The organism is Actinomadura macrotermitis (assembly GCF_009604375.1).
In the GTDB taxonomy this organism is placed as follows: Bacteria; Actinomycetota; Actinomycetes; order Streptosporangiales; family Streptosporangiaceae; genus Spirillospora; species Spirillospora macrotermitis.
Window position 1 is genome coordinate 767,661 of the sequence record NZ_WEGH01000001.1, and the last position, 16,628, is coordinate 784,288.

Here is a 16,628-nt window from a genome sequence, read left to right on the forward strand (position 1 = left end):
ACGGACGCGAAGGGACCCCATGCGCATCGGCCTGCAGATTCCCAGCTTCACCTTCGGCGGCCCCGACCGGATCGGCCCCGAGTTCGGGCGCATCGCCCGCGAGGCCGACCAGGCGGGCCTGCACTCGCTGTGGGTGATGGACCACTTCTTCCAGATCGCCATGGTCGGCCCGCCCGAGGAGCCGATGCTGGAGGGCTACTCGGCGCTGGCGTACGCCGCCGCGCTCACCGAGGACATCACGCTCGGCACCATGGTCACCGGCGTCCCCTACCGGCATCCGGGCGCGCTGGTGAAGACCGTCACCACGCTGGACGTGCTGTCGGGCGGCCGGGCCTGGCTCGGCATCGGCGCCGGCTGGTTCGAGGGGGAGGCGCGCGGCCTCGGCCTGCCGTTCCCGCCGGTCGCCGAGCGGTTCGAGCGGCTGGAGGAGACGCTGCAGATCGCGCACCGGATGTGGCGCGGCGACGAGAGCCCGTTCAACGGCGACCACTACGTGCTGGAGCGGCCGATCAACTCGCCGCCCGCGCTGCACCGGCCGCATCCGCCGATCCTGATCGGCGGCGGCGGGGAGCGCAAGACGCTGCGGCTGGTCGCCGAGTACGCCGACGCCTGCAACCTGTTCGACTCCGCGGAGCTGCCCCGCAAGCTGGAGGTGCTGCGCGGGCACTGCGAGCGGGCCGAGCGCGACCACGGCGAGATCGAGAAGACGGCGCTGACCAATCTGCCGGACGGCGCGTCGGTGGAGCAGGCCGTGGACACCGTCGGCCGGCTGGCCGGGCTCGGCATCGAGCACGTGATCTTCTCGCAGGGCGCCGGGCAGGACCTGGCCGACCTGCTCGGCGCGGCCCGTGAGCGGAGTGCGGGGATCGTCCCGGCGCGCCCCTGAGCGGGGACGCCGGGACGGCGCGGGTCAGCCCTGGAACCGCGAGTAGTTGTCGTAGATCGTGCTGAGGACGCCGAGCACGATGAACAGGATCACCAGGTTGCGGGCGGGCGGGCCGAGGACGAGCGGCCGGGTGGAGGTGACCCGCGGCCCGCTCCCCTCCTCGTCGCCGAACAGGCCCTTGGGGTAGGCGGAGCTGAGCATCATGCCGTAGGCGCCGAAGCGGGTGGTGTAGCGCAGGACCGCCGCGGTGGCCTCGAACAGCGCCTGCGGCATCCGGCCCTTGACGAGCACGACCAGCCAGATCACGAATCCGGCGAAGGCCCAGCCGGAGGCGACGACGTTGAGGACGATCACCGCCGGGATCATCAGGAAGATCCGGAACAGCACCGCCAGCCGGTTCAGCTCGCCGGGCCGCACCTCGATCCGCACCGGGTAGGCGTGGGCCTCCAGCGAGAACGGCGGGTAGTCGTCGATCATCAGGTAGACGTAGGAGTTGAGCCGGGTGGACCAGGCCAGGTAGCCGGTCAGGAAGTCGGCGATGCCCTGGGGCAGGCGCCCGGTGAAGAGCGCGGCGAACCAGCCGGCGATGAGCGCCAGGTTGGCCGCGATGGCGACGAAGATCAGCACGATGAAGTGCGGGATCGCCAGCAGGACACGGAAGAAGACGGTGGCCCGGGACTGCTCGGCCGGGCCCTCCAGGTCGTACTGGGGAAGCCACTCGCCGTGGGCTTCAGGCGTCAGGGGTTGTGCCATGCAGACTCCTCGTCAGGTTGAAAAGTCAGAGGAGACTACCGTCGGGACCGCCGTCTCACGGGTGATCGTCCGGGTCCGGCCACCGGTCAGCCGGACGAGGCCCGCGCGGTGGCCGCGGCGACCTTGCGGGCGGCGCCCCGGCCGGTCGCGCGCAGGGCGATCCGGCCGCCGGCGATCCGCACGGCGGTCTCGGTCGCGTCGTCCACCTCGGTGATCCCGGCCGTGGCCGCGATCACGCCGGCCGGGTCGTGCACGACCCGCAGCCGCGGCCAGGCGGCCATCGGGAACGCCGCGCGCAGGCAGCCGGCCGGGTCGGCGACGGCGAGGCGGGCGAGCGGGGCGAGCTCGCCGGGGTCGCCGGTGACGACGGCGACGGTGACCTGCTCGCCAGGGGCCGCGGCGCGCACCGCCTCCTCGGCGGCCTCCAGCCGGTGCAGGCCGAGGACCGCCAGGACGCCGTCGGCGGTAAGGCCGGCGGGCTCGCGGCGGACGGCGTCGGTCGCCTCCGGCGGCGTCCAGGGGTCGTCGGCCGGGCGCACCTCGGCGAGGTAGGGCGGGACCAGCGTCTCGTCGGCCAGGTCCAGGCCCGCCAGCCGCTCGCAGGCGGCGACGACGGCGAACGGGTCGACGAAGCCGGGCGCGGCGGCGGCGAGCCGGCTCGCGCCGTGCAGGGTCGTCAGCACGGCCTCGGCGGTCCGCACCCGGCGGCCGGGCGCGCCGAGGTTCTCCAGGGCGAGGCCGAGCAGCACCGCGTTCAGCCGCATGAGCTGCGCGAACGGGACGCGGGTGCGGTCGTCGGTGAGGACCTCGGGCAGCAGGTGCGCGCCGAGCAGCGACTCCTCGCCGCCGCCCGCGAGCGGCAGCCGGCCGGTCCAGGCGCGGGCGAACGCGCCGAGCGCGTCGCGCGGGGTGCGGCCCGGCCCGGCGCCGGGCGGCTCGGGCGCCTGCTCGGCGAGGTCGGCCAGGACCGCGAAGTACAGGGCGCGCTTGCCGGGGAAGTTGGAGTAGACCGCGCCCCGGGTGAGCTCGGCGCGCTCGGCGATGGCGTCGATCTTGGCGTCCTGGAAGCCGCGCCCGGCGAACTCCGCGCGGGCGGCGGCGAGCACCCGCGCGCGGGTCAGCTCCTGCGTCTGCGCCCTGCTGAGTCTGGCCATGGCCCCCATCATCCCAGGTTGCCCGCGGCCCATCATTCAGATACTTTCACCATCCGGATGATCTGAACATCTGAACCGAGGAGCGATGTGTCCGTCCCCGAGATCGACCTGTCCGACGCGGCCGTGCTGCGCGACCCCTTCACCGTCTACGGGCGGATTCGCGAACAGTCCCCGCTGGCCCGGATCCCCATCCCCGGGATCGGCGCGATGTGGGCCCTGACCAGGCACGCCGACGCCCGCGCGATGCTGAGCGACCCGAGGTTCGCGATGAACTCCGGCAGCTTCCTGCGGCCCGGCGTCCCCGAGCACTGCCTGCGCTACATGCGCACCATGTCCGAGCGGGAGGCGCCCGAGCACGCCCGGCTGCGGCGCCTGGTCTCCCCCGCCTTCAGCAAGCGGCAGGCCGAGGCGTTCCGGCCGCGCGTCGAGCCGCTCGTCGCGCGGCTGCTGGACGGGCTCCCGGCGGACGGCCCCGCCGACCTGCTGGAGCGCTTCGCCCGCCCGCTGCCCATGGACGTGATCTGCGAGCTGGTCGGCATCCCCGAGCAGGACCGGCCGCGCTGGCGCGAGTACGGCGCGACCATCGCGGCGGGCTCGGGCCAGGGCTTCGCCGAGGCCGTGCCGGGGATCATGGCGGGCGCCGAGGCCGCCGTCGCCCGCCGCCGCGCCGAGCCCGGCGACGACCTGCTGTCGGAGCTGGCCGCGGAGCCGGGCCTGAGCGACGAGGACCTGGTCACCCTCGTCTGGCACCTGGTGATGGCGGGGCAGACGCCGACGCACCTGATCGCCAACGCGGTGCACGCCCTGCTCGCCCATCCCGGGCAGCTCGCGGCGCTGCGCGGCCACCCCGGGCTGATGCCGGGCGCGGTCGAGGAGATGATCCGCTGGTGCGGGCCGGTCATGATGACGATCCCCCGCTACGCCACCGAGGACGCCGAGCTGTGCGGGACGCCGGTGCGCAAGGGCGAGCCGGTCACCGCGATCGTCGCGTCCGTCAACCGCGACCCGCGCGTGTTCGCCGACCCCGAGCGCTTCGACGTGTCCCGGGCGCCGGCGAGCCACCTCGGCTTCGCGCACGGCCCGCACTTCTGCCTGGGCGCCTCGCTGGCGCGCGTGCAGACCGAGGTCGCGCTGGCGATGCTGCTGGAGCGCTTCCCGGGCCTGGCGCTCGCCGGCGAGCCCGAGCGCGTCCCGGACCCGGGCACCTGGCGCCTGGCGGCGCTGCCGGTCACCTTCTAGGCGCGCCGGTCGGCGAGACGGGGGTCACAGGGGACCGGCCCCCGTCCTCGTTGACAGGACCGATTTGCATGCAACACACTGCAATCCCCACTTTCCAGACTAAACAAGTGGGGAAAGTGGGTTTTCCGGTCGACGCGAGGAGTCCCCCCATGAGATCCGGTTCGCGCGGGATGGCGGCCGTCCCCCTTCTGCTGGCCCTGGCCGCCACCGCACCGGTGGCCGGAGCGGTGCCGGCCTCCGCGGGCATCGCCCGGCAGGCCGCCGCCGTGTCCTACGAGCGCGGCCCCGCGCCCACCCTGGCGGGCATCCGCGCCGCGCGGGGCCCGTTCACCTATTCGACCGTCGCCGTCTCCGCCGCCGCGACCGGCGGGACCTTCGGCGGCGGCACCGTCTACTACCCCGACGACACCACCCAGGGCACCTTCGGCGGCATCGCCGTCTCCCCCGGTTACAACGCCCCCGAGAGCAAGGTCGCCTGGCTCGGCCCGCGGCTGGCCTCGCAGGGGTTCATCGTGATCACCATCACCACCAAGAGCCTCACCGACCAGCCCACCGCCCGCGGCCAGCAGCTGCTGGCCGCGCTGGACTACCTGACCGTCCGGTCCCCGGCCGCCGTCCGGCAGCGCCTGGACGCCGCCCGGCTCGCGGTGTCGGGCCACTCGATGGGCGGCGGCGGCGCGCTGTACGCCGCCTGGACGCGGCCGGGCCTGAAGGCCGCGGTGCCGCTCGCGCCGTACCACACGATCAAGAACTGGTCCGGCATCACGGTCCCGACGCTGGTCCAGGCCGGGTCCCAGGACACCCTGACGCCGCCCGGCACGTTCGCCGAGCCGATCTACCAGAGCCTGACCGGCGCCCGCGAGCGCGCGTACGCCGAGTTCGCCGGCGCCGCCCACCCCACGTTCACCGGCGAGAACGCGGGGATCGGCGCGCTGGAGGTGGCCTGGCTGAAGCGGTTCGTCGACGACGACGCCCGCTATGAGCAGTTCCTGTGCCCGGCGCCGGCGGACCCCGGGCTGGCGGAGTACCGCGACTCGTGCCCCTCGGCGTAGCCGGCGGGCGGCGGGCGGCCGTGTTGACAGGAGCGATTACATGCAACATGCTCCTTCCCGGCAAACTCTACCTATTTAGGGGGGAATATGGTCGCCGCCTTTCCCGAGCTCGAGCCGGTGGCCGTGGGCGACGCGCTGGCCGACCAGGCCTACCGCCGCCTGCGGGCCGCGATCGTGGAGCGCCGGCTCCCGCCGGGGACCCGGCTGTCGGTGCCCGACGTCGCCCGCCGGCTCGGGGTCAGCCGCAGCCCGGCCCGGGAGGCGATCGCCCAGATCGTCGGCGACGGGCTGGCCACCTTCGCGCCCCGCAAGGGCGCGGTGGTCGCCACGGTCACCCTGGCGGACCTGCGCGAGATCTACGAGATCCGCGAGGTGCTCGAAGGGCTGGCCGCCCGGCTGGCGGCCAGCCGGATCACCGAGGGCGAGCTGGACGGGCTGCGCGAGGTGGCCCGCCGGCACCGGGAGGCGATCGAGGCCGGCGACGTGGCCCGGCACATGGACCTGGACCAGGAGTTCCACCTGCGGATCCGGCGGATCGCCCGCAACGGCCGGCTGCTGGAGCCGCTGGAGCGGTTCCAGGCGCAGGTCCGCATCGCCATGGACACCACCCGGCGGTCGCCGGGCGGCATGCCGCAGGCGCTCGCCGAGCACGAGCTGATCATCGCCCGGCTGGCCGGGCGCGACCCCGAGGGCGCCGAGGCGTCGGCGCGGGCGCACATCATCCGGCTGCGCCGGGAGCTGGTCTCCCGCGACGGACAGGAAGGAGAAGGGCATGACGACGGTCACCGCGCCCCCCGCTGAGGCGCCGCCGCGGCGCGGCGCCCCCGAGTGGCCGGCCCGGCTCGGCTACGGGACGGCCGGGTTCGCCCTGCTGGTCGCGGGCTGGTACGGCGCGTACCTGCTGGGCCTGGTCGCCGACGGGCTGCTGCCGCGCCCCGACGAGGTCGCGGTGGCGGCCTGGCGCCGGCTCACCGGGCAGGGCCTGCTGACCGACCTGCGGATCAGCGTCACCCGGGTGGTCATCGGCGTGGCCCTCGGCAGCGCCCTGGCCGTGCCCGCCGGTTTCCTGCTGGCGTGGTACCGGCCGGTGCGGCTGATGTTCGGCCCGCTGGTCGGCTTCTTCCGCGCGCTGCCGCCGATCGCGCTGGTGCCGCTGGTCATCGTGTACTTCGGCATCGGCGAGACGGCGCGGATCTCGATCCTGGCCTACGCGGCGTTCTTCGTCTCGGTCGTGGTGGTGCACGAGGGCGTGGCGTCGATCGAGCCGATCTACATCAAGGCGGCCCGGTCGCTCGGCGCCACCGAACCGGAGGTGTTCCGCCGCTGCGTGCTGCCGCTGGTCGTGCCGCAGTTCCTGGTGGCGGTCCGGGTCGCGCTCGGCGTGAGCTGGGCGACGCTGGTCGCCGCCGAGCTGGTCGCCGCGCACCGCGGCCTCGGCGCGGTGATCCAGAACGCCGGCGACTTCATGCGCGTCCCCGACGTCTACGTCGGCATCGTGCTCATCGGGGCGGTCGCCCTGGTGATGGACCAGCTGCTCAAGGCGGCGATGGGGCGGGCCACCCGCTGGCAGGAGAGGACGGGCGGATGAGCGAGGCGATCGGTTTCCGGAACGTGCGCAAGTCGTTCCGCCGCCGGGGCGGGGAGCTGCCGGTGATCGACGGCGCGGACTTCGCGCTGGCGCGGGGCGAGTTCGTCTCGGTGCTCGGCCCGTCGGGCTGCGGCAAGTCGACGCTGCTCAACATGGCCGCCGGCTTCGAGACCGCCGACTCCGGCGAGGTGCTGGCCGGAGGCGCCCCGGTCACCGGGCCCGACCACACCCGCGGGGTGGTGTTCCAGCAGTACGCCGTCTTCCCCTGGCTGACGGTCGCCGACAACATCGCGTTCGGGCTCCGGCTGGCCGCCTGCGGCATCCCCCGCGACCGGCACGCGGCCATCGTGGAACGTTACATCGGCCTGATGGGGCTGCGCGGCTTCGAGAACGCCTACCCCAAGGAGCTGTCGGGCGGGATGCGCCAGCGGGTGGCGATCGCCCGCGCCTACGCCCCCGGCCCGGAACTGCTGCTGATGGACGAGCCCTTCGCGGCGCTGGACGCCCAGACCCGCGAGTCCATGCAGGAGCTGCTGCACGACATCCAGCTCACCGAGCGCCGCACGGTCATGCTGATCACCCACTCGGTGGAGGAGGCGCTGTTCCTGTCCCACCGGGTCGTGGTGATGACGCCCCGCCCGTCGCGGGTCAGCGAGATCGTCCCGGTCGGCATCCCGTTCCCCCGGACCCCTGAGACCCGGCTCAGCCCCGAGTTCATCGGGCTGCGCCGCCGGTTGGAAGAACTCCTGCGCGGCCTGTCGGCCGCGCAGGCCAGCACGCCCAAGGAAGGCAGGGCCGCATGAGAGCGCGCCGCAAGTTCCCCACTGTCATCGCGACCGCGGTCGCGTTCCTGCTCGCCGTGACCGGCTGCGCCCTGGAGGAGGGCCCCGGCTCGGGCGGCGGGACCAAGGACGGCCGGACGGTGGTCCGCGTCGGCTACCTGCACACCGTGGCCGTCGACGCGCACCTGTGGCTCGGCCTGGCCAAGGGCCTGTTCGCCAAGCACGGCCTGGAGGTCAAGCTGGTGAAGTTCGACACCGGCATCGCCGAGAGCCAGGCGCTGACCGGCGGGTCGATCGACGTGGCCGTCATGGGCGCGGTCCTGTCGAACTTCCCCGCCCGGGGGCAGGGCAAGGTGTTCCTGCTGAACGGCGTCGAGTACGACACCGCCCAGCTCTGGGTGCGCAAGGACTCGGGCATCCGCAGCGTGGCCGATCTGGCGGGCAAGAAGGTCGCCACGACGCAGGGCACGACGGGCCATGTGTTCCTGCACACCGCGTTGAAGAGCGAGGGGGTGGACCCGGCCAAGGTCACCGTGGTGAACTCGCCGATGCCCGCCGCCGTCAACGCCCTGATCAGCGGCGCGGTCCCGGCGGCGGCAATCTGGGTGCCGTTCGACCAGCAGATCCGCAAGAGCCTGCCCGACGCGCGGCTGATCACCTCCGCCAAGCGCTACTACCCGAAGGCGACGGTGGCCGACGGCTGGGTCGCCAACAACGCCTACCACGCCAAGAACCGCGCGACCCTGACCAAGCTCGCCGCCGCCTGGCTGGACGTCAACCGGCTGCTGGTCGGCGACACCGCCGCCAGCCTGAACGTGGTCCACCAGCAGGGCTACAAGAACGACGCGACGCTGCAGGACGTCACCCGCAACTACGGCTTCGGCAAGTCGTTCGGCAACGAGCAGTGGGCGGCCTACTACCGCGACGGCACCGCCGCCGGGTGGATCGGGCAGGTCACGCGCACGTTCGTGGAGCTGGGCGGCCTGCCCGAGTACCGCGACCCGAAGACCTTCTTCGACACGCAGATCTTCCTGGACGCCTACAACGCCTCGAAGGGTTCGTGATGACCGCCGTCTCTGTGATCGGGCTGGGTGCGATGGGCGGGCGCGCCGCCGCCCGGCTGGCCGCCGACCACCCCACCCTCGGCTACGACCTGTCCCCGGCCGCGCGCGAGGCCGCCGCGCAGCAGGGCGTCCAGATCGTCGACACTCCTGAGCAGGCCGCAAAGGCCGACGTGGTGCTGCTGTCGCTGCCCATGCCCGCCGACGTGGTGGCGGTCGCCGAGGACGTCCTGGCGAGCCACCTCGGCGAAGGCGCGGTCGTGGTGGACCTGTCCACCATCGACCCGGCCGGCGCCCAGACCGCCGCAGCGGCGGTGGCCGCGCGCGGCGCGGTCTACCTGGACGCGCCCGTGCTGGGGCGGCCCGCCCGGTGCGGCGCCTGGACGCTGACCGCGGGCGGCGACGCCGCGGCGGTGGAGCGGGTCCGGCCGCTGCTGGAGGCGACGATCGCCCGGGCCGTCGTGCGCGTCGGCGACGTCGGCGCGGGCAGCGTCGTCAAGCTGCTCAACAACCTGATGTTCGGCGCGATCAACGCCGTCACCGCCGAGGTGCTGACCATCTGCCGGCTGGCCGGCGTCGACCCCGCGCTGTTCGCCGGGACCGTGGCCGAGTCGGGTGCCGCGACCGTCAGCGGGCTGTTCCGGGAGCTGGCCCCCAAGATCGTCGAGGGTGATCTCACGCCGGCCTTCGCGCTGGACCTGCTGGCCAAGGACAACCGGCTGGCCGTCGCGCTGGCCGGTGCGAGCGGGGCGCCCACCCTGATCGGCTCCGCGGTCGACCAGGTCAACCGCCTCGCCGTCGCCCGGGGGTACGGCGCGCTGGACACCGCGGCCGTGCACCGCCTGTACGCCGACCTGTCCGCGGACCGGCCGGCGTGACGGCGGCGCTGCCGATCGAGGACCTGCGCGTCCGGGTGTTCGAGGTGCCGCTGGACGAGCCGGTGCCGATGTCGTTCGCGTCGCTGCGCGCGCGCCGCACCTGCGTGGTCGAGATCCGCGCGGGCGGCCTGGTCGGCATCGGGGAGAGCTGGGTCAACCACCCGTCGTGGGCGTGGCGGGAGCGGGTCGCGACCCTGCGCGAGGGCGTGGCCCCCCTGCTGGCGGGCCAGGACGCGGCCGACGTCCGCGCCGTCCACGGCCGCCTCGTCCGGGAACTGCTACCCCTCGGCCGCCAGTGGGGCGCGCCCGGCCCGATCTGGCAGGCGATCAGCGGCGTCGACATGGCGCTGTGGGACCTGGCCGCGAAGGCTGCGGGCGTGCCGCTGGCGGTGCTGCTCGGCGCGCCGGGGCCGCCCGCCCCGGTGCCGGTGTACGCCAGCGGGATCGGCCCGGACCGGGTGGAGGACCTCACCGAGCGGGCGCTCGCGCTCGGCGCGCGCGCCCTCAAGGTCAAGATCGGGTTCGGCCGCGAGCGCGACGAGGCCGTGCTGCGCGCGGCCCGCGCCACGGCCGGGGACGCCGCCCAGGTGTTCGCCGACGCCAACCAGGCGTGGACGCCCGGCGAGGCCGTCGAGATGTGCGCGCTGCTGGCCGACCACGGCGTCGCCTGGTGCGAGGAACCGGTCGCCGGCAACGCCCTGCGCGACCTGGAGGAGGTCCACCGCCGCACCGGGATGCCCCTGGCGACCGGCGAGAACGTCTACACCGAGGAGGCGTTCGCCGGCTACCTGGCCTCCCCCGCCGTCGCGCACATCCAGCCCGACGTGGCCAAGACCGGCGGCGTCACCACGGCCCTGGCGGTCGCCGCGCGTACAGCCGAGCACGGCACGGCCTTCACCCCGCACTGCTACACCGGCGCGCCGACCGTCGCGGCCACCGCCCACGTCGCGGCGGCGGCCGGCGCGGCATGGGTCGAGTTCGACGTGCGCGACAACCGGCTGCGCACCGACCTGACGACCGTGCCGTTCCAGGTCCGCGACGGAGCCCTGGCCGTCCCGGACGGCCCGGGCCTCGGCATCGAGCTGGACGAGGAACGGATCGCCCCCTACGCCCTCCCCGTTTGAGAGGAAGACCCCTGATGAGCGATGTGGTACCCGGCGTCCGCCTCGGCGGCGCCACCACCGGCGGACACGACCACCGCGAGGTGCTCGACCCGGCGACGGGCGAGGTCGTCGGCGTCGTCGCCGAGGCCGGCGCCGACGACGTCGCCGCGGCCGTGGCGGCGGCGTCCGCCGCGCAGCCCGGCTGGGCGGCGGCTCCGCCGGCCGAGCGCGCCCGGCGGCTGCGGGCCGCCGCGGACGCGCTGCGGGCCCCGGACGTCACCGAGGAGCTGGCCGTCCTGGCGTCCCGCGAGACCGGCAAGCGGCTGGCCGAGGCGCGCGCCGAGGTCGGCTTCTCCGCCGCGTTCCTGGACTGGTTCGCCGATGCCGCCGCCACCGGCGTGCAGGAGCACCGGGTGGCCGGAGGGCGGCGCTTCCTCGTCGGGCGCCGCCCGCTCGGGGTCGTCGCGGCCGTCAGCCCCTGGAACTTCCCGCTGTCGATCCCCGCGCGCAAGATCGGCGCGGCGCTCGCCGCCGGGTGCGCCGTGGTGAACAAGCCGTCCGAGCTGGCCCCGCTGTCGGGCCTGCGCTTCGCCGAGGTCCTGGAGCCGTTCCTGCCGGACGGCGCGCTGACCACGGTGACCGGCGACGGCGCGCGCACCACCGTCCCGCTGATCGACGACCCCCGCGTCGCCGCCGTCAGCTTCACCGGCTCCACCCGCGTCGGCGTGCTGGTCGCCGCCCGCTGCGCCGCGTCCCTCACCCGGCCGCTGCTGGAGCTGGGCGGGCGGGCACCGTTCGTGGTGCGCGCCGACGCCGACCTGGACGCCGCCGTCGAGGTCCTCGCGGTGGCCAAGTACCGCAACAACGGCGCCTCCTGCATCGCGGCGAACAACGTGTTCGTCCACGAGAGCCGGTACGAGGAGTTCGTGGCGGCGTTCGCCGACCGGACCCTCGCGCTGCGGCTCGGCGACCCGCGCGCCGACGCCACCGACCTGGGCCCGGTGATCAACGGGGAGCACGCGGCCCGGCTGGCGGAGCTGGTGGCGGACGCCCGCCGCCGGGGCGCCCGCGTCTGGCAGGGCGCCGACGTCCCGGCCACCGGGCACTTCGTGGCCCCGGCGGTCGTGGCGGCCGCCCCGGACATGCCCGTCTGGGACCAGGAGGTCTTCGGCCCGGTCGTGGGCGTGCGCCCCTTCCACGACGACGACGCCCTGGCCCGGGAGATCAACGGCTGGGACTTCGGGCTCGGCGGCTACGTCTGCGGACGCGACACCGCCGCCGCGCTGGCGTTCGCCGAACGCCTCCAGATCGGCATCGTCGGCATCAACACCGGGACGCCCAACACGCCCGAGGTGCCCTTCGGCGGGTTCAAGCACAGCGGGTACGGGCGTGAGGGCGGCGTCGCCGGGCTCCACGAGTTCACCGAGCCGCAGACGCTGTCGATCGCGCTCTAGCGGCGCAGGCGCGGCACGGCGTCCAGCAGTTCGCGGGTGTAGGGGTGGCCCGGGTCGGTGAGCGCGTCCGGGCCCTCCTCGACGATCTCGCCCGCGCGCATGACGGCGACGCGCTCGCTGACGTAGCGGACGGCGGCCAGGTCGTGCGAGACCAGCACCAGGGTCAGCTCCATCCGCCCGGCCAGGTCCAGCAGCAGATCCAGGATCTTGACGCGGACCGAGACGTCCAGCGCCGAGGTGGGCTCGTCGGCGACCAGCACCCGCGGGCGGGGCGCCAGGGCGCGGGCGACCGCGATCCGCTGCCGCTGGCCGCCGCTGAACTGGTGCGGGCGGCGGCCGGCCGCGTCCGGCGGCAGGCCGACGGCGTCCAGCAGCTCGGCGACGCGGGCGGCGCGGTCGCCGGGCAGCCGGAGCGCGGCGAGGGGCTCGGCGACGATGTCGGCGACGCGCATCCGGGGATCCAGCGACGACAGCGGGTCCTGGAAGACGAACTGGACGCTGCTCCGCAAGGTGCGGCGGTCGACCTCGGGCAGCGGGCGGCCGTCGAAGGTGACGGTCCCGGCGGTCGGGCGGTCCAGGCCCGCCATGATGCGGGCGAGCGTGGACTTTCCCGACCCCGACTCCCCGACGATGCCGAGGCGCTCGCCCGGCCGGACGTCGAGCGAGACATCCTTCAGCGCCGTGACGCGGCGATATTCGCGGGTCACCCCGTGGACGGCGATCATGTGCGGGCCTCCAGGTCGGACGCCGCCAGCAGCGCGGCGGTGTACTCGTGGCGGGGCGCGGCGAGGACCTCGGCGACCGGCCCGGACTCCACCACGCGCCCGGCGCGCATGACGAGCACGCGGCTGCACAGGTTCGACACCACGGCCAGGTCGTGGCTGACGAACAGCAGCCCGGCGCCGCGCTCGGCGGCCAGCCCGTCGATGAGGTCGAGCACGCGGGCCTGCACCCGCACGTCCAGCGCGGTGGTGGGCTCGTCGCAGATCAGCACGGCCGGGTCGCGGGCGAGCGCGATGGCGAGCACGATCCGCTGCCGCTGCCCGCCCGACAGCTGGTGCGGGTAGGCGCGGTAGGTGTCGGCGGGCAGCCCGACCAGCTCCAGCAGCTCGCGGGCGCGGGCCTTGGAGGAGACCAGGGCGAGCTGGCGGCCGACGCGCATGACCGGGTCCAGCGCCGTCATCGGCTCCTGGAAGACCATCGCGACGCGGTCGCCGCGCAGCCGGGCGAGGCGCCGCTCGGGCAGGCCGAGCACGTCGGTGCCGTCGATCGCGACGCGGCCGGCGGCGCGGGCGCCGGGCGGCAGCAGGCCGAGGACGGCGAGCGCGGTCAGCGACTTGCCCGACCCGGACTCGCCGATCAGGCCGACGCGCTCGCCGGGCGCGACCGCCAGCGAGACGCCGTCCACGACGGGTGCGCCGCCGAAGTCGATCCGCAGCTTCTCGATCTCGATCATGTGAGGTCCCGGGCGTCGCGGACGCCGTCGCCGAGCAGGTTGAAGCCGAGCACCGCGACCGCGATCGCCAGGCCGGGCCAGACCGCCAGGCGCGGCGCGGTGAACAGGTGCGGCTGCGCGTCGTGCAGCATCCGGCCCCAGGAGGGGGTGGGCGGCTGGGCGCCGAGGCCGAGGTAGGACAGCGACGCCTCGGCCAGGATCGCGATCGCGAAGGCGGCGGACGCCTGGATGAGCAGCGGCGAGGCGATGTTGGGCAGCACGTGCCGGGCCGCGACGCCCGGCGCGCGGCGTCCGGCGGCGCGCGCCGCCAGGATGTACTCGCGGGTCATCACCTGCAGCGTCGCGGCGCGGGCGACCCGCGCGAACAGCGGGACGGTGGCGATCCCGACGGCCGTCATCGCGGTCGCGGTGGACGCGCCGAACGCGGCGGCCAGCAGGATCGCCAGCAGCACGGCGGGGAAGGCCAGCAGCAGGTCCGAGCCGCGCATCAGCACGTCCGACGGCCAGCCGCGCCACATGCCGGCGGCCACGCCGAGCGGCACCCCGGCGAGCGCGGCGACCACGACCGCGACGACGCCCGCGTACAGGGTGGTGCGGGCCCCGGCCAGGATCATGCTGAGGATGTCGCGGCCGTAGTCGTCGGTGCCGAGCGGGTGCGCGCCGGACGGCCGCAGCAGGGTGTGCGCGGGGTCCAGCGCCGTCGGATCGTAGGGGGTCCAGGCGAGCGACAGCAGCGCCATCGCCACCACCAGCCCCGCCAGGATCGTGCCGGTCGTTCTCATGAGGTGCGCAGCCTTGGGTCGAGCAGAAGGTAGAGCAGGTCGGTGAGGTAGTTGACGACCAGGACGGCGGCGACGAGCACCATCACCGTCCCCTGGACCAGGATCAGGTCGCGGCCGGCGACGGCGCGCAGCAGGAGCTGGCCGAGGCCGGGCAGGGTGAACACGCTCTCGATGACGATGGCGCCCGCCAGCACCGAGGCGATCTGCAGGCCGAGGACCGTCACCACCGGCACCGCCGCGTTGCGCAGGCCGTGCCGCCACAGCGCGCCCCACCAGGTGCTCCCGGCGGCGCGGACGGTCCGCACGAAGTCCTCGCGCATCACCTCCAGCACGGCCGAGCGGACATAGCGCGACAGCACGGACCCCTGGACCAGCCCGAGCGCGAGCGCGGGCAGCACCAGATGCCGCAGCCACTCCCCCGGATCCGCCAGGAAGGGGACGTATCCCCCGGCGGGCAGCACGCGCAGCCGGACCGCGAACACGTAGGCGAGCAGGATGCCCGCCGCGAACGCCGGGACCGCCATCCCCGCCTGCCCGAGCACCGACGCGGCCGCGCCGAGCGGGCGGCGGTGGTGCGCGGCGGCGAGCACGCCGAGCGGGACCGCGAGCGCCACGGCGGCGAGCGTGCCGAGCAGCGCGAGCGACAGCGTCACCTCCAGCCGGTCGCCGATCTGCGCGGCGACCGGCAGCCGCGACACCGGCGAGACGCCGAGGTCGCCGCGCAGCAGCGCGCCCGCCCACCCCGCGTACTGCGCGGTGAGCGGCCGGTCGGTGCCGAGCCGGTGGCGGAGGGCGGCGACCGAGGCGGGGTCGGCGTGGTCGCCGAGCAGTACGGTCGCGGTGTCGCCCGGAAGGACCGCGCAGGCGGCGAACACGGCGGCCGACGCGGCCGCCAGGCTCGCCGCCAGCACGGCGGTGCGGCGCAGCAGGATCATCAGGACTTGCCGACGCGGGCCAGCTCGTAGCCCTGCGACACCGCGTTCTTCGGCAGGCCCGTCACGCCCTTGGCGACGACCTGGAGGTTCGGCAGCAGGAACAGCCAGTCGCTGGCGGCGTCGTCGGACAGGGTCCGGGCGACCTGCTTCAGCGCGGCGGTCTGCTGCTCGGGGGTGCCCTCGTCGGCCCGCGCGAGCAGCGCCTTCACGGCCGGGTTGTCGTAGTGCCAGTAGTAGGACGGGTCGCCGTACTTGACGATGTCGCGGGGCTCGACGTGCGCCACGATCGACAGGTCGTAGTCGCCCTTGGTGTAGACGGTGTCGAGCCAGCGGCCGGGGAACTCCAGCTGGGTCGTCTTCACCTTCAGGCCGGCCTGCTGGAGCTGCGCGGCGACGAACTGCCCGGCGGCGGTGGCGTAGGGCAGCGTCGGCAGCTTCAGCTGGAGCTCGGCGCCGGTCGCGCCGGCCTCGGCGACCAGCGCCTTGGCCTTGGCCGGGTCGTAGGGGTAGCGGTTCGCCAGGTCCTCGTACCAGGGGTCGGTCGGCGGGACCATGCTGCCGATCAGCGTCCCGTACCCGGCCCAGGCCGTCTTGACCAGCGCGGCCCGGTCGATGGCGTAGTTGACGGCCTGCCGGACGCGCTTGTCCTTCAGCGGCCCGCGCCCGTTGTTGAGGGCGAGGACGACCTCGCCGTTGGTGGTGCCGTTGATGATCTGGAAGCGGGCGGGGTCCTTGAACTGGGCGAGCGACTGCGGCGCCTGCACGTTGCTGATGACGTCGACGTCGCCCGCGAGCAGCGCGTTGTTCAGCGCGTTCGGGTCGGTGTAGTAGCGGAAGGTCGCCTGCTTCACCTTGGCCTTGGCGCCCCAGTAGGCGTCGTTGCGGTCCAGGGTGATGGCGCTGCCGCGCGTCCAGGTCCCGAAGGTGAACGGGCCGGTGCCGACGGGCTTGGTCGCCAGGTTCGCGACGGCGTCCTTGTCCAGGATGGCGCCGACGCCGCCGGTCAGGCTGAACAGCCAGCCGTTGCTCGGGGTCTTCAGCCGGACCTCGACCGTGGCGGGGTCCTTGGCGGTCACCTTCTGGACGGGGGCGAAGGCGGCCTTGTGCGGGTGCTTGGAGCCGGGCGCGATGACCCGGTCGAAGCTGAACACCACGTCGTCGGCGGTGAGGGCGCGGCCGTCGCTGAACTTCACGCCGGGCCGCAGGTGGAAGGTGTAGACCTTGCGGTCGGGCGAGACGTCCCAGGACGTGGCGAGGCGCGGCTGGACGGCGCCGTTCTCGTCCAGCGCGACCAGGCCCTCGTAGACGTTGCCGAGCAGCGCCTGGGTGATGGCGGCGTCGGGGGTGGTGGTGAGGTCGAGCGTCTGGGGTTCGGCGGTGGCCCCGATGGCGAGCTTGGACGCGTCCGCGCCGCCGGCGGCGGACGAGGAGGAGGCGCAGCCCGCGGCGCCCGTCAGCAGCGCCAGCATGGCCGCGAGGGCGAGGTGTCTCATCTGTTCCGTACT

General features: G+C 74.6%; 17 protein-coding genes. 10 read left to right on the top strand and 7 right to left on the bottom strand.

The genetic code is table 11. The features are described from left to right. The first annotated feature begins 19 nt into the window (after positions 1–19). Positions 20–886, top strand: a complete 867-nt coding sequence (locus ACRB68_RS03530) for an LLM class F420-dependent oxidoreductase (RefSeq protein ID WP_153530798.1) — start codon at positions 20–22, stop codon at positions 884–886. A gap of 24 nt (positions 887–910) precedes the next feature. Here the strand turns inward: ACRB68_RS03530 and ACRB68_RS03535 are convergent, their stop codons facing one another. Continuing rightward, a complete protein-coding gene (locus ACRB68_RS03535; RefSeq protein ID WP_153530799.1) occupies positions 911–1,639 on the bottom strand; it encodes a DUF4389 domain-containing protein in 729 nt (242 codons plus the stop codon). An 86-nt stretch (positions 1,640–1,725) separates the two neighbouring features. After that, complete coding sequence (locus tag ACRB68_RS03540; protein ID WP_153530800.1) at positions 1,726–2,793, bottom strand: TetR/AcrR family transcriptional regulator; 1,068 nt, start codon at positions 2,791–2,793, stop codon at positions 1,726–1,728. 87 nt (positions 2,794–2,880) lie between these two features. Between ACRB68_RS03540 and ACRB68_RS03545 the strand changes: the two genes are divergently transcribed. From ACRB68_RS03545 to ACRB68_RS03585, 9 genes are all read left to right on the top strand, one after another. Next, the gene (locus ACRB68_RS03545; protein ID WP_328593703.1) at positions 2,881–4,032 is read left to right on the top strand and encodes a cytochrome P450 family protein; all 1,152 of its coding nucleotides are present in this window, start codon (positions 2,881–2,883) and stop codon (positions 4,030–4,032) included. Between the two features lie 149 nt (positions 4,033–4,181). Then, positions 4,182–5,084: an alpha/beta hydrolase family protein gene (locus ACRB68_RS03550; RefSeq protein ID WP_153530801.1), complete on the top strand. Its 903-nt coding sequence runs from the start codon at positions 4,182–4,184 to the stop codon at positions 5,082–5,084. Positions 5,085–5,171: 87 nt separating this feature from the next. Then, a complete protein-coding gene (locus ACRB68_RS03555) occupies positions 5,172–5,885 on the top strand; it encodes a GntR family transcriptional regulator (protein WP_153530802.1) in 714 nt (237 codons plus the stop codon). After that, positions 5,857–6,672, top strand: coding sequence for an ABC transporter permease (locus ACRB68_RS03560; RefSeq protein ID WP_153530803.1), 816 nt, complete (start codon positions 5,857–5,859; stop codon positions 6,670–6,672). Before ACRB68_RS03555 ends, ACRB68_RS03560 begins: the two co-directional genes overlap by 29 nt. Continuing rightward, positions 6,669–7,475: an ABC transporter ATP-binding protein gene (locus tag ACRB68_RS03565; protein ID WP_153530804.1), complete on the top strand. Its 807-nt coding sequence runs from the start codon at positions 6,669–6,671 to the stop codon at positions 7,473–7,475. Before ACRB68_RS03560 ends, ACRB68_RS03565 begins: the two co-directional genes overlap by 4 nt. After that, positions 7,472–8,518, top strand: a complete 1,047-nt coding sequence (locus ACRB68_RS03570; RefSeq protein ID WP_153530805.1) for an ABC transporter substrate-binding protein — start codon at positions 7,472–7,474, stop codon at positions 8,516–8,518. Before ACRB68_RS03565 ends, ACRB68_RS03570 begins: the two co-directional genes overlap by 4 nt. Continuing rightward, positions 8,518–9,393, top strand: coding sequence for an NAD(P)-dependent oxidoreductase (locus ACRB68_RS03575; RefSeq protein ID WP_153530806.1), 876 nt, complete (start codon positions 8,518–8,520; stop codon positions 9,391–9,393). Before ACRB68_RS03570 ends, ACRB68_RS03575 begins: the two co-directional genes overlap by 1 nt. Further along, the gene (locus ACRB68_RS03580) at positions 9,390–10,517 is read left to right on the top strand and encodes a mandelate racemase/muconate lactonizing enzyme family protein (RefSeq protein ID WP_153530807.1); all 1,128 of its coding nucleotides are present in this window, start codon (positions 9,390–9,392) and stop codon (positions 10,515–10,517) included. The genes ACRB68_RS03575 and ACRB68_RS03580 overlap by 4 nt, the downstream gene beginning before the upstream one ends. A gap of 14 nt (positions 10,518–10,531) precedes the next feature. Then, positions 10,532–11,950 carry an aldehyde dehydrogenase family protein gene (locus ACRB68_RS03585; RefSeq protein WP_153530808.1) on the top strand — a complete coding sequence of 473 codons (1,419 nt, stop codon included), beginning with the start codon at positions 10,532–10,534 and terminating at the stop codon, positions 11,948–11,950. Here the strand turns inward: ACRB68_RS03585 and ACRB68_RS03590 are convergent. From ACRB68_RS03590 to ACRB68_RS03610, 5 genes are read right to left on the bottom strand one after another with little or no spacing between them, the layout of a single operon-like run. Then, positions 11,947–12,675: an ABC transporter ATP-binding protein gene (locus tag ACRB68_RS03590; protein WP_153530809.1), complete on the bottom strand. Its 729-nt coding sequence runs from the start codon at positions 12,673–12,675 to the stop codon at positions 11,947–11,949. The two genes, ACRB68_RS03585 and ACRB68_RS03590, sit on opposite strands and share 4 nt — an antisense overlap. Continuing rightward, entirely contained in the window at positions 12,672–13,406 is a 735-nt protein-coding gene (locus tag ACRB68_RS03595) for an ABC transporter ATP-binding protein (protein ID WP_153530810.1), read from the bottom strand. The genes ACRB68_RS03590 and ACRB68_RS03595 overlap by 4 nt, the downstream gene beginning before the upstream one ends. Further along, complete coding sequence (locus tag ACRB68_RS03600) at positions 13,403–14,188, bottom strand: ABC transporter permease (RefSeq protein WP_153530811.1); 786 nt, start codon at positions 14,186–14,188, stop codon at positions 13,403–13,405. The genes ACRB68_RS03595 and ACRB68_RS03600 overlap by 4 nt, the downstream gene beginning before the upstream one ends. Continuing rightward, positions 14,185–15,123 carry an ABC transporter permease gene (locus tag ACRB68_RS03605; protein WP_153530812.1) on the bottom strand — a complete coding sequence of 313 codons (939 nt, stop codon included), beginning with the start codon at positions 15,121–15,123 and terminating at the stop codon, positions 14,185–14,187. The genes ACRB68_RS03600 and ACRB68_RS03605 overlap by 4 nt, the downstream gene beginning before the upstream one ends. Continuing rightward, complete coding sequence (locus ACRB68_RS03610) at positions 15,123–16,616, bottom strand: ABC transporter substrate-binding protein (RefSeq protein ID WP_207709564.1); 1,494 nt, start codon at positions 16,614–16,616, stop codon at positions 15,123–15,125. The genes ACRB68_RS03605 and ACRB68_RS03610 overlap by 1 nt, the downstream gene beginning before the upstream one ends. Positions 16,617–16,628: the final 12 nt, after the last annotated feature.

Excerpts from the sequence above, each read along its gene's own strand:
- ACRB68_RS03565 (WP_153530804.1), top strand. The coding sequence starts at position 6,669 with ATGAGCGAGGCGATCGGTTTCCGGAACGTGCGCAAGTCGTTCCGCCGC.
- ACRB68_RS03550 (WP_153530801.1), top strand. The coding sequence starts at position 4,182 with ATGAGATCCGGTTCGCGCGGGATGGCGGCCGTCCCCCTTCTGCTGGCC.
- ACRB68_RS03595 (WP_153530810.1), bottom strand. The coding sequence starts at position 13,406 with ATGATCGAGATCGAGAAGCTGCGGATCGACTTCGGCGGCGCACCCGTC.
- ACRB68_RS03600 (WP_153530811.1), bottom strand. The coding sequence starts at position 14,188 with ATGAGAACGACCGGCACGATCCTGGCGGGGCTGGTGGTGGCGATGGCG.
- ACRB68_RS03610 (WP_207709564.1), bottom strand. The coding sequence starts at position 16,616 with ATGAGACACCTCGCCCTCGCGGCCATGCTGGCGCTGCTGACGGGCGCC.
- ACRB68_RS03570 (WP_153530805.1), top strand. The coding sequence starts at position 7,472 with ATGAGAGCGCGCCGCAAGTTCCCCACTGTCATCGCGACCGCGGTCGCG.
- ACRB68_RS03575 (WP_153530806.1), top strand. The coding sequence starts at position 8,518 with ATGACCGCCGTCTCTGTGATCGGGCTGGGTGCGATGGGCGGGCGCGCC.
- ACRB68_RS03590 (WP_153530809.1), bottom strand. The coding sequence starts at position 12,675 with ATGATCGCCGTCCACGGGGTGACCCGCGAATATCGCCGCGTCACGGCG.
- ACRB68_RS03555 (WP_153530802.1), top strand. The coding sequence starts at position 5,172 with ATGGTCGCCGCCTTTCCCGAGCTCGAGCCGGTGGCCGTGGGCGACGCG.
- ACRB68_RS03530 (WP_153530798.1), top strand. The coding sequence starts at position 20 with ATGCGCATCGGCCTGCAGATTCCCAGCTTCACCTTCGGCGGCCCCGAC.
- ACRB68_RS03560 (WP_153530803.1), top strand. The coding sequence starts at position 5,857 with ATGACGACGGTCACCGCGCCCCCCGCTGAGGCGCCGCCGCGGCGCGGC.
- ACRB68_RS03535 (WP_153530799.1), bottom strand. The coding sequence starts at position 1,639 with ATGGCACAACCCCTGACGCCTGAAGCCCACGGCGAGTGGCTTCCCCAG.
- ACRB68_RS03605 (WP_153530812.1), bottom strand. The coding sequence starts at position 15,123 with ATGATCCTGCTGCGCCGCACCGCCGTGCTGGCGGCGAGCCTGGCGGCC.
- ACRB68_RS03585 (WP_153530808.1), top strand. The coding sequence starts at position 10,532 with ATGAGCGATGTGGTACCCGGCGTCCGCCTCGGCGGCGCCACCACCGGC.
- ACRB68_RS03540 (WP_153530800.1), bottom strand. The coding sequence starts at position 2,793 with ATGGCCAGACTCAGCAGGGCGCAGACGCAGGAGCTGACCCGCGCGCGG.